This is a genomic window from Leifsonia sp. fls2-241-R2A-40a (assembly GCF_030209575.1).
Lineage (GTDB): Bacteria > Actinomycetota > Actinomycetes > Actinomycetales > Microbacteriaceae > Leifsonia.
Window position 1 is genome coordinate 533,768 of sequence record NZ_JARVRS010000001.1, and the last position, 16,085, is coordinate 549,852.

The window sequence follows — 16,085 nt, forward strand, 5'->3', positions numbered from 1 at the left end:
ATCCAACCCTAGGCGATGCGGTCGGCGATCAGCGGGCCGCGCTCGAACGCGGTTCCCGGCTCCGCGATGCGGTAGGCGCCCTCGAGCGCCTCGAGCGCGCGCTCGAAGCGGGCCGGCTCGTCCGCCGAGAGTGTGAACAGCGGCTGGCCCGCGCGGATCTGGTCGCCGGGCTTCGCGTGCAGGTCGATCCCGGCGGCGTGCTGCACCGGGTCCTGCTTGCGGGCGCGGCCCGCACCGAGCCGCCAGGCGGCGATGCCGAACGGCAGCGCCTCCTGCTCGACGAGGATTCCGTCGCGGTCCGCGACGACGGTGTGGGTCTCCTTGGCGACCGGCAGCGGGGCGTCGGGGTCGCCGCCCTGCGCGCGGATGACCTCACACCACTTGTCCATCGCGCGGCCGTCCTTCAGCGCCGCCTCGACGTCCTCGTCCGGACGGCCGGCGAGCGCGAGCATCTCGCGCGCCAGCGCAACCGTCAGCTCGACGATGTCGGCGGGGCCGCCGCCGGCGAGCACCTCGACCGACTCGCGGACCTCGTTGGCGTTTCCGATGGCGAGCCCCAGAGGGACGTTCATGTCCGTGAGCAGCGCGGACGTCGCGACGCCCGCATCCCGGCCCAGCTCCACCATCGTGCGCGCCAGCTCGCGCGAGCGCTCGATGTCCTTGAGGAATGCGCCGGAACCGAACTTCACGTCGAGCACCAGCGCGCTGGTCCCCTCGGCGATCTTCTTCGACATGATCGAGGAGGCGATGAGCGGGATGGCCTCCACCGTGCCGGTGATGTCGCGCAGTGCGTACAGCTTGCCGTCGGCGGGCGCGAGGCCCGACCCGGCGGCGCAGATGACGCCGCCCTCGTTCTGCAGCTGCGCGAACATCTCCTCGTTGCTGAGGTTGGCGCGCCAGCCGGGGATGCTCTCCAGCTTGTCGAGCGTCCCGCCGGTGTGGCCGAGCCCGCGACCCGACAGCTGCGGGACCGCGACGCCGAAGGTCGCGACGAGCGGCATCAGGGGCAGCGTGATCTTGTCGCCGACCCCGCCCGTGGAGTGCTTGTCGGCCGTCGGCTTGCCGAGGGCGGAGAAGTCCATCCGCTCGCCCGAGGCGATCATGGCGAGTGTCATGTCCTTGATCTCGCGGCGCGTCATCCCGTTGAGGAAGATCGCCATCGTCATGGCCGACATCTGCTCGTCACCCACGTAGCCGCGGGTGTACGCGTCGATGAGCCAGTCGATCTCGGCGGTGGTGAGCTCGCCGCGGTCGCGCTTGGTCCGGATCAGGTCGACGGCGTCGAACGCCTCGACCTCTGCTGCACGGTCGGTCACGAAGGGTTCCTGTTCAGTCGTTCTCGTGCTCGGCCGCGTAGGCGGCGAGCTGGCGCGGCCCGAAGGCGTCGGGCAGCACCTGGTCGATGGTGCGGATGCCGGACACCGTCTCGAGCAGCATCCCCTCCGCCGAGTGCTCGTACAGCAGCTGGCGGCACCGGCCGCACGGCATCAGGATGTCGCCGTCGCCGTTGACGCAGGTGAAGGCGACGAGGTGGCCGCCACCGGTCATCGCGAGCGACGACACCAGGCCGCACTCGGCGCACAGGGTGACGCCGTAGCTGGCGTTCTCGACGTTGCAGCCGCTGACGATGCGTCCGTCGTCGACGAGCGCGGCGGATCCCACCGGGAACTTCGAGTACGGCACGTAGGCGTGCGTCATCGCCTCGGTCGCGGCGAAGCGCAGCGCATCCCAGTCGATGGAGTCGGGAGTAGGGATCTCGGCGCTCATGACTTGATGTACGGCTTCCCGTCGGCGGCCGGAGCCCGCGAGAGGCCGACGAGACCGGCGACCGCCAGGATCGTCACCACGTAGGGCAGCATCAGCATGAACTCGCTCGGCACCGGCGATCCGATGATGCTGAGCACGTTCTGCAGGTTCGTCGCGAAGCCGAAGAGCAGCGCCGCCAGGGTGGCCCGGATCGGGTCCCAGCGACCGAAGATGACGGCCGCGAGGGCGATGAAGCCCTGACCGGCGGTCATCTCCTTGGAGAACGCGCCCACCGAGCCCAGCGTGTAGTAGGCGCCGCCGAGGCCGGCGATCGCGCCCGCGAGGGACACGTTCCAGAACCGGGTGCTGTTGACGTTGATACCGACCGTGTCCGCGGCCTCCGGGTGCTCGCCGACGGAGCGGAGGCGGAGTCCCCACCGGGTCTTGAACAGCCCGAACCACACCAGGAAGACCGCGATGTACATCAGGTACTCGATGATCGACTGGTCGAAGAGGACCTTGCCGATGATCGGGATGTCGCTGAGCAGCGGGATGGGCCAGTTCGGCAGACGCGGAGGGTGGTTGAGCAGCTGCGGGTTGCCGGCCAGCACCTTGGAGTACAGGAAGCTCGTCAGGCCGATGACCAGCACGTTGAGCACGACGCCGACGATGACCTGGTCGACCAGGTACTTGATCCCGAAGGCTGCGAGCAGGAACGAGACGAGCACGCCCGCGACCATCGCCGCGAGGAGGCCGACCACCCAGCTGCCGGTGAGGGTCGCGGTCATCGCCGAGACGAAGGCGCCTGCGAGCAGCTGGCCCTCGATCGCGACGTTCACCACGCCGCCGCGCTCGGAGACGACACCGCCGAGGGCGCCGAACACCAGCGGCACAGCGAGGGTAATCGTGCCGAGGAGGAGGCCCGTGACCGGCACCGGGTACGGGCTGCCCGAGTCCGCCCATGCGAGGAACGCGAACATGAACAGCAGCGAGAAGACGATCACGAGCCAGATCGGCGTCTTGCGGGCACGGTAGGACAGGTACGCGCTCCACGCGGTGATGGCGAGGAGCAGGATCGTGACCACCGTGGTGGTGACGAACGTGTCGACCGTCAGCGGCGGGAGCTTGATCGCGTCCGAGTTCTCGGAGAAGCGGAACGCACTCTGCCCGTGACGCCCGAACCCGAAGAACAGGATGACGCTGATCACGACGAAGACACCGAACGCGATCGGGGCCTTCCAGGAGCGGATCTCCGCCTTCTCGAGGACGATCGGCGAGGAGTCGGGGACGACGGGGGCGGTGGTGGTCACTTGGCCTCCACCTCCTTCGAGACGATGGGACGCGGTCTCCGGGGCGAGCTCCCCGGCTCCGGCAGGCGGAAGATGGCCCGCACCAGGGGCGGTGCGGCGACGAACAGGACGATCAGCGACTGCAGGATGAGCACGATGTCGATCGGGATGTCGTTGGCGGCCTGGATGGTGTAGCCACCGGCCTTGAGCGCTCCGAACAGCAGACCGGCGATGAACACGCCCCAGGGGCGCGAGCGCCCGAGCAGGGCGACGGTGATCGCGTCGAAGCCGATGCCCGCATCCACGCCCGAACTGATGCCCTGGGGGAAGACGCCCAGCGCCTGGCTCGCACCCGCGATGCCGACGAGGCCACCGGCGATGAGCATGGCGTAGACGTACACGTTCTTGACGTTGATGCCCGCGACGCGCGCCGCGTTCGGGTTCTCGCCGACCGCCCGGAAACGGAAGCCGAGGCTCGAGCGGTTGATCAGCCACCACACGAACACGGTGGCGCCGATCACCACGACGAACGCCCAGGTGAGGTTGTACTGCTCGCCGAACAGCGGCGGGAAGACCGCGTTGGCGTGGATCGGGGGCGCCTTCGGGTTGTTCGACCCCGGCGCCTGCAGCAGCCCCTGCGTACGCAGCATGTAGGCGATCAGATAGAAGGCGATGTAGTTGAGCATGATCGTGACGATCACCTCGTGCGCGCCGGTGCGCGCCTTCAGCGCGCCGACGATGCCGGCCCAGATCGCGCCGCCGGCGATGCCCGCGGCGACCGCGAGCACCAGGTGCAGCACGGGCGGCAGGTCGAACGAGAAGCCCACCCACGCGGAGGCGGCCGCGGCGATCAGGATCTGCCCCTGCCCACCGATGTTGAACAGCCCGACGCGGAACGCCAGTGCGACGCCGAGCCCGCTGACGATGAGCGGCGTGGCGAACGTCAGCGTCTCGGTCAGCGGGCGGATACCTGCCGAGAACGAGGGACGGCGGAAGTTGTAGATCGCACCCTGGAACATCGAGACGTAGGCGTTGGACACCGAGGTCCAGATCGCCGAGAAGGTATCGCCCGGCCGTGCGAAGAAGTACCCGGCCGCGCGCTGCACCTGCGGGTCCGTCGCGGCGATCAGGATCGCTCCGACGATCAGCGCGAGCACGACGGCGAGGATGGAGATGACCACCGAGCCGCTCATGATGTCGCGGACGGTGCGGTTCCAGCGCGAGGGCTCCTCGTCGCGTCCGGTGACGGGAGCCGGCGCTCCGGGCTCCGCGGGCTGGGCCGGCGCGGTGTCGGTCCCGGTCATACTGCTGCTCCTGCCTGCTGCGGCGATTCGCCGGCCATCATGAGGCCGAGGACTTCACGGGAGGTGTCACCCGGCACGATTCCGACGATGCCGCCGCGGTACATCACGGCGATCCGGTCGGCGAGCGCCGCCACCTCGTCGAGCTCTGTCGAGACGACGATCACGGGGACGCCCGAGTCGCGGGTCTCGACGATCCGCTTGTGGACGAACTCGATGGAGCCGACGTCGAGACCGCGGGTCGGCTGGGCGGCGACGAACAGCCGCAGCTCCCGGCTCAGCTCGCGGGCGAGCACGACCTTCTGCGCGTTGCCGCCGGAGAGGCGGCCGACCTTCGTGTCGATCGACTGCGTGCGCACGTCGAACTCGCGCACCTTCTCCTCGGCGAAGTCCTTGAGGTAGGAGAACTGGATGTTGCCGCCCTTGACGAACGGATCGCTCGTCGAACGGTCGAGCATCAGGTTCTCCTGGATGCTGAACTCGCCGACCAGGCCGTCCTCGTTGCGGTCCTCCGGGACGAAACCGACACCGGCGTCGAGCACCCGGCGCACGCTGTGCCCCTGGATCGGCGTGCCGTCCAGCAGGATCTCGCCCTGGACCCGCGGCTGCAGGCCGATGATCGCCTCGGTCAGCTCGGTCTGGCCGTTGCCCTGCACGCCCGCGATCGCGAGGATCTCGCCCGCGCGCACCTCGAAGCTGACGTTGTTGACGACGAGCTGCCCGATGGGGTCGATGACCGAGAGGTCCTTGACCACGAGCGCCGGGGCGCCCGGCGTCGCCGGCTCCTTCTCGACGGTCAGCGAGACCGCGCGTCCGACCATCATGGAGGCCAGCTCGACGTTGGTGGCTGTGGGGGCGGCTTCGCCGATCACCTTGCCGAGCCGGATGACGGTGATGCGGTCGGCGACCTCGCGCACCTCGCGCAGCTTGTGCGTGATGAAGATGATGGCCGTGCCCTGCTCCTTGAGCTGGCGCATGATCGCCATCAGCTCGTCGGTCTCCTGCGGGGTCAGCACGGCGGTCGGCTCGTCGAAGACGAGGACCTTGGCGTTCTGCGACAGGGCCTTGATGATCTCCACGCGCTGCTGGACGCCGACGGGGAGGTCTTCGACCAGCGCGTCCGGGTCGACGTCGAAGCCGAACCGAGCGGAGATCTCGCGAACCTTGGCGCGCGCGGCGTTGAGGTCGAGGCGACCGCCGAACTTCGTCTGCTCGTGGCCGAGCATGACGTTCTCCGCGACGGTGAAGACGGGGATGAGCATGAAGTGCTGGTGCACCATGCCGATTCCGGCCTTCATGGCGTCGCCGGGGCCGGAGAACCGCTGGACGGCGTCGTCCAGGAGGATCTCGCCCTCGTCGGCCTGGTAGAAGCCGTAGAGCACGTTCATGAGGGTGGACTTGCCTGCGCCGTTCTCGCCGAGCAGGCAATGGATCTCGCCGGGTTCGACCGTCAGGTCGATGTGGTCGTTCGCGACCAGGGCACCGAACCGTTTGGTGATGCCGCGGAGTTCGAGCTTCATTCGGGTGGATTTCCTTCTCTACTCGCCCGTCGTGAGCACAAGGGTCCATCGATGGGAGGGCACGCAGCGGCTGGTGGCCACGATGCGCCCCATCACCCTACCTTTTTGCACATATGTCAGTGTGTGCTCAGGTGAGCAGTACGGACAAGTGCCGAACGGAACGGGGAGGCCAGCCTGAGCTGACCTCCCCGTCGAGTGCGTTCGTCGCGCTGTTACTGCTTGGGCGACGAAGGCGAGCTGACCTTGATCGAGCCGTCGATGATGCCGGCCTTGATCTTGTCGAGTTCGCCCTGCAGGCCCGCGTCGACCTTCGACTCGAAGTCGTGGAACGGAGCGATGCCGACGCCGTCGTTCTTCAGCGTGCCCACGTAGGGGGTGCTGTCGAACTTGCCGTTGGCGGCCTGGGTGACGACGTCGTTGGTCGCCGGCTTCATGCCCTTCATGACCGAGGTGAGGAGCAGGTCCTTCACGGTCGGGTCGGACTGGAAGACGTCGGCGTCGACACCGATCATCGCGATCGGCTTGCCGGAGTCCTTGATCGCCTGCGCGGCCGACTGGTAGATCGGGCCACCGACGGGCATGATGACGTCGGCGTTCTGGTCGATGATGCCCTGAGCCGTGTTCTTCGCGGTCTCGTTGGCGTCGAAGCCACCGGTGAAGGAGCCGTTCTGCTTGTCGACATCCCAGCCGACGACCTTGACGGACTTGCCCTTCTGGTCGTTGAAGTACTTCACGCCATCGGCGAAGCCGTCCATGAAGATGGTGACCGTCGGGATCTGCATGCCGCCGAAGGTGCCGACGATGCCGGTCTTCGAGTAGCTGGCGGCGGCGTAGCCGGCCAGGAACGCGGCCTGGGCCGTGTCGAAGATGATCGGCTTGACGTTCTTCGCCTGGATCTCGTTGTCGTCGATGATCGCGAACTTCACGTCCGGGTTCGCCTTCGCGGCCTTCTCCGTCGCGTCCTTGAGAAGGAAGCCGACCGTCACGACGAGGTTGCAGTTGGCGTCGACCATGCTCTGGATGTTCGGAGCGAAGTCGTTCTCGCTCTTCGACTCGGCCGACTTGTACTTCACGTTGAGCGACTTGGCCGCCTGCTGCAGGCCCTCGTAACCGAGCTGGTTGAACGAGTGGTCGTCGAATCCGCCGGAGTCGGAGACCATGCAGGGCTGGAAGTCGCTCTTCGCGGCGCCGCCGGACGAGCTGTCCGACGGGGCAGCCGAGCACGCGGCGAGCAGCGACATGACGCCGATCGCCGCCAGGCCGACGAGGCCGGCCTTACGGGCTGTGATTGTCAAGGTTGTTTCCTCCAAGATGCGTAGCCTGTGCGGGTAATAGCAGGCTTCTGCGGTTCACGTTACCGAATGTGACGAACGGCGCCGTTCGAAAATCCGGCTTCTTCATGCAAGCGTTACAAACGCTCACGCGATTGGCACGTGCTCATCCGAGCAGGCCGTGCCCCGTTCGGGGAGGGGGCGTCAGAGCCAGCCGCGGCGCTTGAAGATGCCGTAGAGCAGAGCACTCAGCCCGACCATCGCCAGGACGGCGAGCGGGTAGCCGAGCGGCCACTGCAGTTCCGGCATGTGGACGAAGTTCATCCCGTAGATGCTGGCGATCAGCGTGGGGGCGAACAGGATGGCGGCCCACGACGAAATCTTCTTGACCTCTTCGCCCTGCCGGTTGCTGGAGTGGGCCAGCCGTGTCATCTCCTCGTTCTGGCGCTCGGAGACCAGCGTGGAGTTCACCGTCAGGATGTCGCGCAGCAGATAGCGGAATCCGTCCACGCGCTCGTTCACCTGCGTGAGGTGGTCGGCCACGTCGCGGAGGCGGCGTTCCAGCTCCTGGGTCACGCCGTACTTCACCGAGCCGCGCTCCAGCGCCAGCATCACGGCGGAGAGGGGATGCGTGGCCCGCTGGAAGTCGATCACCTCACGGGACAGCTCGTAGATGCGGCGGGAGACCAGGGCATCCCCGCCGAAGACCTGCGTCTCGATCTCGTCGATGTCGTTCGCCAGACCGGCGACGACCGGGCTGTACGCATCCACCACCGCGTCGATGATCGCGTAGAGGATCGCCTGCGGGCCGAGCGCGAGCAGTTCCGGCTCGCTCTCCATCCGCTGTCGCACGTGCGACAGGTCGGGGGACTCGCTGTGGCGGACGGTGATGACGAAGTTCGGTCCGACGAAGAGGTGCAGCTCGCCGAAGTCGACCTCCTCCGGCACGTCCAGGTAGTTGGCCGCCTTCAGCACGACGAAGAGCACGGTGTCGTAGCGCTCCAGCTTGGGCCGCTGATGCGCGACGATGGCGTCCTCGATGGCCAGCGGGTGGAGGTTGAACTCCTCCGACAGCGACATCAGCTCCTGCTCGGTCGGCCGGTAGAGGCCGATCCAGGCGACGCCGCCCGGCGTGCGGTCGAGCGCCGCGTAGGTCTCGGCGAGGTTCGTCGGCGAGGCGACCCGGACGCCGTCCGCGTAGATGGCGCTGTCGACCATGCTGGCCCGGCGGCCGGCCTCGTGGGCAGGCGCAGCAGATGTGACCTTGGAGGGAGGCTCGACCCGGCGGGTGCGCGTGACGAAGGGCATCGGGATGCCGCGTCGGTTCAGGTTGGCCATCGGTCACCTCCAGGGTGCAGAGGACGTGAGTTGCGCAGGACAGGACAGGGCGGCCGGCGGGGGCCACCTAACTGTACGCTCGCGATCCCTCCGCGGGCAGGACGCCGGGCGCATCCACGTCTGCGACAGCGTTCAGGATGACCCGCTCGTAGTGGCGCATCAGCTCGCCGCAGACGACCTCCCAGCTGCGGCCGAGGACCGCCCGCCTGCCCGCCTCCCCCATCCGGCGCCGCAGCGACCCGTCCCGGACGAGCATGGAGACGGCCGCGCGCAGGGCGCGGTCCTCCGACGGCGGGATGAGCAGCCCGTCCACCCCGTGCTCGACCAGGTCGATCGGTCCGCCGGCACGCGGGGCCACGACCGGGAGGCCGGAGGCGTGCGCCTCCTGGACCGTCTGGCCGAAGGTCTCCTCCGAGCCGGTGTGCGCGAAGACGTCGAAGGCCGCGTAGGCGGTGGCGAGGTCGTCGCCGCCGAGCCGGCCGAGCCAGGTGACCGGGATCCCGCGGAGCTCGCGGGCGACCGCGTCGCGCGACGGACCGTCGCCGACGATCGCGAGCGACACTCCCCCGATGCCGCGGAGCGCGCGCAGCCGCTCCACCTGCTTCTCGGGAGCGATGCGGCCCACGTAGCCCACCACGGTCTCGCCGTCCGGCGAGAGCCGCTCGCGCAGCGCGGCCGCCGCGGGCGTCCTCCTCTTATTGGGGTGGTACCGCTCGAGGTCGACGCCGCGGCCCCAGCGCGCGACCCGCGTCACGCCCGCGATGCGGAGGTCGTACTCGCTCGCAGCGGACGGGGCCAGCGTGAGGTCGGCGCCCTCGTGCACCCAGCGCACGTACTTCCAGGCGATGGAGGAGGTCATCCCGAGGCCGTTGCGGCGCGCGAAGCCCGCGACATCCGTCTGGTAGATCGCAACCGACGGCACTCCGAGACGGTTCGACGCCGCGATCGCCTGCGCCCCCAGGAAGAAGGGGGAGGCGGCGTGCAGGACGTCCGGAGCGAAGGCCGTGAGGATGCGCTGCACCTGCGGGCTCGGGAGACCGACGGGGAACTGCCGGTACGCGACCGACGGGACCTGGTGGATGCGGAATCCCGCGTACTCGGCCGGGGCCCCCGCATCCGGGCAGATCACGATCGCCTCGTGCCCCTGCGCCGCCAGGTGGTCGAGCACCCTCAGCACACTCGTCGTGACCCCGTTCACCGTGGGGAGGAAGCTCTCGCTGACCACTGCGACCCGCATGACGCCACGCTAGGAGCCGCCGGTGTCGTGACCGTGAACAGCCGGTGTCCGGGACCGCTCGGTATCCTTTCGGCATGACTCAGAAGCGCAGGATCACCCAGGGCAGCCCGATCGAGCGCTTCTACAGCGTGATCCCGGCCGGCGGCATCGGCTCCCGGCTGTGGCCGCTGTCCCGGGCCGATGCGCCGAAGTTCCTGCACGACCTCACCGGCTCGGGTCAGACCCTCCTCCGCGACACCTGGGACCGGCTGGCGCCGCTCTCCGGCGAGCACCGCATCATGGTGGTCACCGGACGCGCCCACCGCGCGGCCGTCGAGACGCAGCTGCCGTCGCTGGAAGACCCGAACGTCGTCCTCGAGTCGGAGCCGCGCGACTCCACCGCGGCCATCGGGCTCGCCGCCGCCATCCTCGAACGCCGCGAGCCGGGCGTCATCATCGGCTCGTTCGCGGCCGACCACGTCATCAACAACCTCCCGCTGTTCCAGTCCGCGGTCCGCGAGGCCGCGGCCGCCGCGAGCGCCGGCTACATCACGACGATCGGCATCCAGCCCACGGAGCCCGCCGTCGGCTTCGGCTACATCCACTTCGGTGACCGGCTGGAGGTGGCGGGCGCCCCGAGCGCCCTCACCGTCACCTCGTTCAAGGAGAAGCCCGACCTGGCGACCGCGGAGCGGTACGTGGCCGACGGCTCGTACCTCTGGAACGCGAGCATGTTCATCTCCCGCGCCGACCGCCTGCTGGAGGAGATCGGCCGCAACAAGCCGAAGCTCCTGGAAGGTCTGCTGCAGCTCGCCGAGGCGTGGGACGACCCGGCGTTGCGCGGGCCCGCGGTCGACCGCATCTGGCCGGGCCTCGAGAAGATCGCCATCGACTACACGGTCGCCGAGCCCGCCGCGGCCGCCGGACGCCTCGCCGTCATCCCGGGTTACTTCGACTGGGACGACGTCGGCGACTTCGCCTCGCTCGCCAAGCTGAACTCGGGCGGCCGGAAGTCCGACCTCGCGATCCTCGGCGAGAACGCGCGCGTGCTCTCCGACGCCTCGAGCGGGATCGTGATCAGCCAGAGCAAGCGCGTGATCAGCCTGATCGGCGTGAAGGACATCGTCGTCGTCGACACCCCCGACGCGCTCCTGGTCACGACCAGCGAGAACGCCCAGCGGGTGAAAGCGGTGGTGGATGCGCTGAAGCTCACCGGATCGACGGACGTCCTCTAGGGGTCAGCCCCGGATCTCGGCCACGAGCCGGGCGATCTCCTCCGGCGGCAGCCGGATGCCCGTCTCGTCGAGCCTCTGCGTGAGCAGCAGCTCCGAGTCCTCGGAGTCCCGCGACCGCACGTCGGCGCGCACCTGCTCGACGATCCCGGCGACCTTCGCCTCGTCCGTCGCGTCGGTGCTCCCGTGCATGATCGGTTCGTCCTGTGTCATGCCGTGGACGGTACGCCGAGGGGGTCGTGGCGTCGAGGCGGCCAGGTTATCTCGACGTCGAGATAACCAAGGTCACCCTAAGAAGCGATCGTGGGGCACGCGGCATAGACTTGCGCTGCGCTCACCGCGCCCATCACCGAACGCAACCAGGGAGGGTTGTCCGTGTCTAACCAAGCGGCAGGGACCCTGCAGCCGGCCAAGACCCGGCCGGGCGGCACTCTGTATCGAGGTCGCGAGGGGATGTGGTCGTGGGTACTCCACCGCATCACCGGCGTCGCCATCTTCTTCTTCCTTCTGGTCCACATCCTGGACACGTCGCTCATCCGCGTCAGCCCCGAGGCCTACAACGCGGTGATCGGCACCTACAAGAACCCGATCATGGGGCTCGGCGAGATCGCCCTCGTCGGCGCCATCGTGTTCCACGCCTTCAACGGCCTTCGGATCATCGCGATCGACTTCTGGAGCAAGGGCGTCAAGTACCAGAAGGTCATGTTCTGGATCGTCATCGCTCTCTGGGTCATCCTGATGGCCGGATTCGTCCCGGTGCAGCTCGTGCACATCTTCTCGGAGGTGAACTGACGTGACGACCATCGAAGCGCCGCGCACCCCCGCCCGCTCCTCCCGCTCCGGCAAGAACTGGGAGAAGTGGGGCTGGATCTACATGCGGGCCTCCGGCCTGGTGCTGGTCATCCTGATCTTCGGTCACCTGCTCATCAACCTGGTCCTCGGCCAGGGCGTCAAGCAGATCGACTTCGCGTTCGTCGCGGGCAAGTACGCGACCCCGTTCTGGCAGGTCTGGGACCTCCTGATGCTGTGGCTCGCGCTCATCCACGGCGGCAACGGCATGCGCACGCTGATCAACGACTACGCGTCCAACCGCACGGTCAACCGCATCCTGAAGTGGGCCGTGCTCGCCGCGGTCGTGGTGCTGATCGTGCTCGGGACACTCGTCATCTTCACATTCGACCCGTGCCCCGCCGGTGCTGCGGCGTCCGACCTCCCGTCGTTCTGCCCCGCGCGCTGATCGAGCCCCGCATCCTGTAACCAGTGACGAACCGACACGGAAACCCTGTGACAACAGAAGCTACTGAATCCACCGTCATCGACGGCGTCCACTATCACGAGTTCGACATCGTCATCGTCGGCGCCGGCGGCGCCGGCATGCGCGCGGCGATCGAGGCGGGCCCGCACGCCCGCACCGCCGTGATCTCGAAGCTCTACCCCACCCGCTCCCACACGGGCGCGGCGCAGGGCGGCATGGCCGCGGCGCTCGCCAACGTGGAGGAGGACAGCTGGGAGTGGCACACCTTCGACACCGTCAAGGGCGGCGACTACCTCGTCGACCAGGACGCGGCGGAGATCCTCGCCAAGGAGGCCATCGACGCGGTCATCGACCTCGAGAACATGGGCCTGCCGTTCAACCGCACGCCCGAGGGCAAGATCGACCAGCGCCGCTTCGGCGGTCACACCCGTGACCACGGCAAGGCTCCCGTCCGCCGCGCCTGTTACGCGGCCGACCGCACCGGCCACATGATCCTGCAGACGCTGTTCCAGAACTGCGTGAAGCTCGGCATCAACTTCTTCAACGAGTTCTACGTGCTCGACGTGATCATGAGCGACGTGGACGGCGTGCCCCAGCCCGCCGGCGTCGTCGCCTACGAGCTCTCCACCGGAGAGCTGCACGTCTTCCACTCGAAGGCGATCATCTTCGCCACCGGCGGCTTCGGCAAGATCTTCAAGACGACCTCCAACGCCCACACCCTCACCGGTGACGGAGTCGGCATCATCTGGCGCAAGGGGCTGCCGCTGGAGGACATGGAGTTCTTCCAGTTCCACCCGACCGGTCTCGCCGGACTGGGCATCCTCCTCACCGAGGGAGCCCGCGGTGAGGGCGCGATCCTCCGCAACGCCTCCGGCGAGCGGTTCATGGAGCGCTACGCCCCGACGATCAAGGACCTCGCGCCGCGCGACATCGTCGCCCGCTGCATGGTCCAGGAGGTGGCGGAGGGACGCGGAGCCGGCCCGCACAAGGACTACGTGCTGCTCGACTGCACGCACCTCGGCGCCGAGGTCCTGGAGACCAAGCTCCCCGACATCACCGAGTTCGCCCGCACCTACCTGGGCGTCGACCCGGTGGTCGAGCCCGTCCCGGTGATGCCGACCGCGCACTACGCGATGGGCGGCATCCCGACCAACGTGGCCGCCGAGGTGCTGCGCGACAACACCACGGTCGTGCCGGGCCTCTACGCCGCCGGCGAGTGCGCCTGCGTCTCGGTCCACGGATCGAACCGCCTCGGCACGAACTCGCTCCTCGACATCAACGTCTTCGGCAAGCGCGCCGGCAACAACGCCGTCGAGTACGTCAAGACCGCGGAGTTCGTCCCGCTGCCGGAGGACCCGGCCGCGGCCGTCCGCGACATGATCGGCGACCTGCGCGCCTCCACCGGCACCGAGCGCATCGCCGCCATCCGCAAGGAGCTGCAGGACGAGATGGACCGGAACGCCCAGGTGTTCCGCACGGACGAGTCGCTGGCCCAGGTGACCGAGACCATCCACGGTCTGCGCGAGCGCTACCGCAACGTCCAGGTGCAGGACAAGGGCAAGCGGTACAACACCGACCTGCTGGAGGCCGTCGAGCTCGGCTTCCTGCTCGACCTCGCCGAGGTCGTCGTCTACTCCGCCCGCAACCGCAAGGAGTCGCGCGGCGGCCACATGCGCGACGACTTCCCGAAGCGCGACGACGAGAACTACATGAAGCACACCATGGCCTACCTCACCGGCGACCCGCACTCGTCGGACGCGGCAGACCACATCACGCTCGACTGGAAGCCCGTCGTCGTGACCCGCTACCAGCCGATGGAGAGGAAGTACTGATGTCGAACGCCGTGCTCGAGACTCCCCCGGCCCCCGAGGCCCCGGTCGAGTCCTTCACCGTCACCCTGATCATCCGCCGCTTCGACCCGGACGTGGACTCGGAGCCGCGCTGGCAGGACTTCGACGTCGAGCTCTTCCCGACCGACCGCATCCTGGACGCCCTGCACAAGATCAAGTGGGAGCAGGACGGGTCGCTGACCTTCCGCCGCTCCTGCGCGCACGGGATCTGCGGGTCGGACGCGATGCGCATCAACGGCCGCAACCGCCTCGCCTGCAAGACGCTGATCAAGGACCTCGACATCTCGAAGCCGATCTACGTCGAGGCGATCAAGGGCCTGCCGCTCGAGAAGGACCTCATCGTCGACATGGAGCCCTTCTTCGAGAGCTACCGCGAGGTCCAGCCGTTCCTCGTCGCGAACTCGAAGCCCGAGAAGGGCAAGGAGCGCATCCAGTCGGTCGCCGACCGTGCGCGCTTCGACGACACCACCAAGTGCATCCTCTGCGCCGCGTGCACCTCGTCGTGCCCGGTCTTCTGGACCGACGGCCAGTACTTCGGCCCTGCGGCGATCGTCAACGCGCACCGGTTCATCTTCGACTCGCGCGACGACAACGCCCAGGTGCGTCTCGACATCCTCAACGACAAGGAGGGCGTGTGGCGCTGCCGCACGACCTTCAACTGCACCGACGCGTGCCCCCGCGGCATCCAGGTGACGCAGGCGATCGCCGAGGTGAAGCAGGCCATCATGCGCGGCCGCCCCTGACCGCTCGCTGACCTGGCGCCGAACGGCCCGCTCCACTTCGGTAGAGCGGGCCGTTTGCACGCTCGCTATCCTGGCGGCGTGGCCAAGAACTCCCGAAGCGCTCCGGCGGAGCCCGATCCGAGGATGCAGCGCGCCGAAGGGTGGGAGGAGCCCGAGGAGACGCTGGCGCAGCGGCTGCTCGAGCGCGCGGACCCGCTGCGGCGGCGGCTCGAGAAGCCGGTGGCGCGCGTGTCGATCTGGGCCAAGTGGGTGAAGGCCCTGCGGCCGTACCGCGTGTACATCAACTATTCGCACTCGGATGGCAACCTGCGGGCGGCGGGGATCGGGTACCAGTCGCTGTTCGCGGTGTTCGCGGCCATCTGGGTCGGGTTCTCGATCTCCAGCGTCTGGCTGGCGGGCAACGACCAGGTCTTCGACGCTCTTGTGTCGCTCCTGAACCGCGCTGTGCCGGGGCTCATCTCGACCCCGACGACGCAAGGCATCATCCCCGCCTCCGAACTGCAGAGCGCGACCTCATTCGGCTGGACGGGCGTCCTCGCCGCGATCGGCCTGATCTGGACCGCGATCGGCTGGCTCTACTATTCGCGCCAGGCGGTGCGTGCGGTGTTCGGCCTCAGCCGCGACACCACCAACTACGCGCTGCAGAAGGTCCGCGACCTCGGGCTCGCTCTGATCTTCGGCGTGCTCTTCGTCGTCTCGGCTCTGATCAGTGTCATCAGCACGCAGACGCTGACCCTGCTGCTCGACTGGATGAATCTGAGCTCCGACTCGTTCTGGACGAACGCCATCGCCCGGTTCTCGGGGCTGGTCGTCTCCGTCGCACTGAACATCGTCACGCTGGGAGCGATGTTCCGGGTGATGTCGCGGGTCGCCATCCCCTGGCGAAACCTGTTCTTCGGAGTCCTGCTGGGGTCGCTGGTGCTCGCCAGCCTCAGCGTGCTGAGCGGCTATCTGTTCGGAACGTCGAAGAACCCGCTGCTGGCGACGTTCGCCGTCTTCATCGGACTACTCCTGTGGTTCAACCTGATCGCGCGCGTCATCCTGCTGTCCGCGTCGTGGATCGCCATCGGGATGTTCGACAGCGGGCTCTCGCCGCGCGCGATCACCCCCGAGCAGGCCGCCGCCGAGCAGGCCGCGGCCGAGTTCGAGGCCCGGGTGCTCGTCGCGCGGGCCGAACTGACGCATGCTCGCGAGGATCTGGCCCGCGCGCGCTGGATGGCCCGGCTGCCGGCCCAGCGCCGAGTGGGACGCGCCGAGCAGCGGCTCAACGACCTGCTGGACGGCGTCGGAGAAGCCCCGAACGCTGTCGGCAGCCCCCGGTAGG

The 16,085-nt window shown here is 68.3% G+C and carries 15 protein-coding genes; 6 read left to right on the plus strand and 9 right to left on the minus strand.

The window, feature by feature from the left end:
* Positions 1-8: 8 nt before the first annotated feature.
* The 8 genes from QRN40_RS02620 to QRN40_RS02655 all read right to left on the minus strand — a co-directional run bounded on the left by QRN40_RS02620 (position 9) and on the right by QRN40_RS02655 (position 9,702).
* A complete protein-coding gene (locus tag QRN40_RS02620; RefSeq protein ID WP_285113925.1) occupies positions 9-1,316 on the minus strand; it encodes a thymidine phosphorylase in 1,308 nt (435 codons plus the stop codon).
* 13 nt (positions 1,317-1,329) lie between these two features.
* The gene (locus QRN40_RS02625; protein WP_285113926.1) at positions 1,330-1,767 is read right to left on the minus strand and encodes a cytidine deaminase; all 438 of its coding nucleotides are present in this window, start codon (positions 1,765-1,767) and stop codon (positions 1,330-1,332) included.
* Positions 1,764-3,056 carry an ABC transporter permease gene (locus QRN40_RS02630; protein WP_285113927.1) on the minus strand — a complete coding sequence of 431 codons (1,293 nt, stop codon included), beginning with the start codon at positions 3,054-3,056 and terminating at the stop codon, positions 1,764-1,766. The genes QRN40_RS02625 and QRN40_RS02630 overlap by 4 nt, the downstream gene beginning before the upstream one ends.
* Positions 3,053-4,339 (minus strand): ABC transporter permease, encoded by a 1,287-nt coding sequence (locus tag QRN40_RS02635; RefSeq protein ID WP_285113928.1) that lies wholly within the window; start codon positions 4,337-4,339, stop codon positions 3,053-3,055. Before QRN40_RS02635 ends, QRN40_RS02630 begins: the two co-directional genes overlap by 4 nt.
* Complete coding sequence (locus QRN40_RS02640; RefSeq protein ID WP_285113929.1) at positions 4,336-5,856, minus strand: ABC transporter ATP-binding protein; 1,521 nt, start codon at positions 5,854-5,856, stop codon at positions 4,336-4,338. Before QRN40_RS02640 ends, QRN40_RS02635 begins: the two co-directional genes overlap by 4 nt.
* Positions 5,857-6,068: 212 nt before the next feature.
* Positions 6,069-7,151 (minus strand): BMP family lipoprotein, encoded by a 1,083-nt coding sequence (locus QRN40_RS02645; protein WP_285113930.1) that lies wholly within the window; start codon positions 7,149-7,151, stop codon positions 6,069-6,071.
* A gap of 180 nt (positions 7,152-7,331) precedes the next feature.
* Complete coding sequence (locus QRN40_RS02650) at positions 7,332-8,465, minus strand: magnesium and cobalt transport protein CorA (protein ID WP_285113931.1); 1,134 nt, start codon at positions 8,463-8,465, stop codon at positions 7,332-7,334.
* 67 nt (positions 8,466-8,532) lie between these two features.
* Entirely contained in the window at positions 8,533-9,702 is a 1,170-nt protein-coding gene (locus QRN40_RS02655) for a glycosyltransferase family 4 protein (RefSeq protein ID WP_285113932.1), read from the minus strand.
* A gap of 74 nt (positions 9,703-9,776) precedes the next feature.
* Here QRN40_RS02655 and QRN40_RS02660 point away from each other — a divergent pair, with 74 nt between their 5' ends.
* Positions 9,777-10,916, plus strand: a complete 1,140-nt coding sequence (locus QRN40_RS02660; RefSeq protein ID WP_285113933.1) for a mannose-1-phosphate guanylyltransferase — start codon at positions 9,777-9,779, stop codon at positions 10,914-10,916.
* Between the two features lie 3 nt (positions 10,917-10,919).
* On the opposite strand, the gene QRN40_RS02665 is transcribed toward QRN40_RS02660, so the two are convergent.
* Positions 10,920-11,126: a hypothetical protein gene (locus tag QRN40_RS02665; RefSeq protein WP_285113934.1), complete on the minus strand. Its 207-nt coding sequence runs from the start codon at positions 11,124-11,126 to the stop codon at positions 10,920-10,922.
* 162 nt (positions 11,127-11,288) lie between these two features.
* Here QRN40_RS02665 and sdhC point away from each other — a divergent pair, with 162 nt between their 5' ends.
* The 5 genes from sdhC (at position 11,289) to QRN40_RS02690 (ending at position 16,084) form a co-directional block, all read left to right on the plus strand.
* The gene (sdhC, locus tag QRN40_RS02670) at positions 11,289-11,705 is read left to right on the plus strand and encodes a succinate dehydrogenase, cytochrome b556 subunit (RefSeq protein WP_285113935.1); all 417 of its coding nucleotides are present in this window, start codon (positions 11,289-11,291) and stop codon (positions 11,703-11,705) included.
* Between the two features lies 1 nt (position 11,706).
* Positions 11,707-12,150, plus strand: coding sequence for a succinate dehydrogenase hydrophobic membrane anchor subunit (locus QRN40_RS02675; protein WP_285113936.1), 444 nt, complete (start codon positions 11,707-11,709; stop codon positions 12,148-12,150).
* A gap of 47 nt (positions 12,151-12,197) precedes the next feature.
* Positions 12,198-14,000: a succinate dehydrogenase flavoprotein subunit gene (gene sdhA / locus QRN40_RS02680; RefSeq protein WP_285113937.1), complete on the plus strand. Its 1,803-nt coding sequence runs from the start codon at positions 12,198-12,200 to the stop codon at positions 13,998-14,000.
* The gene (locus QRN40_RS02685) at positions 14,000-14,761 is read left to right on the plus strand and encodes a succinate dehydrogenase iron-sulfur subunit (RefSeq protein WP_285113938.1); all 762 of its coding nucleotides are present in this window, start codon (positions 14,000-14,002) and stop codon (positions 14,759-14,761) included. Before sdhA ends, QRN40_RS02685 begins: the two co-directional genes overlap by 1 nt.
* A gap of 78 nt (positions 14,762-14,839) precedes the next feature.
* Positions 14,840-16,084 (plus strand): YihY/virulence factor BrkB family protein, encoded by a 1,245-nt coding sequence (locus QRN40_RS02690; RefSeq protein ID WP_285113940.1) that lies wholly within the window; start codon positions 14,840-14,842, stop codon positions 16,082-16,084.
* Position 16,085 lies beyond the last annotated feature (1 nt).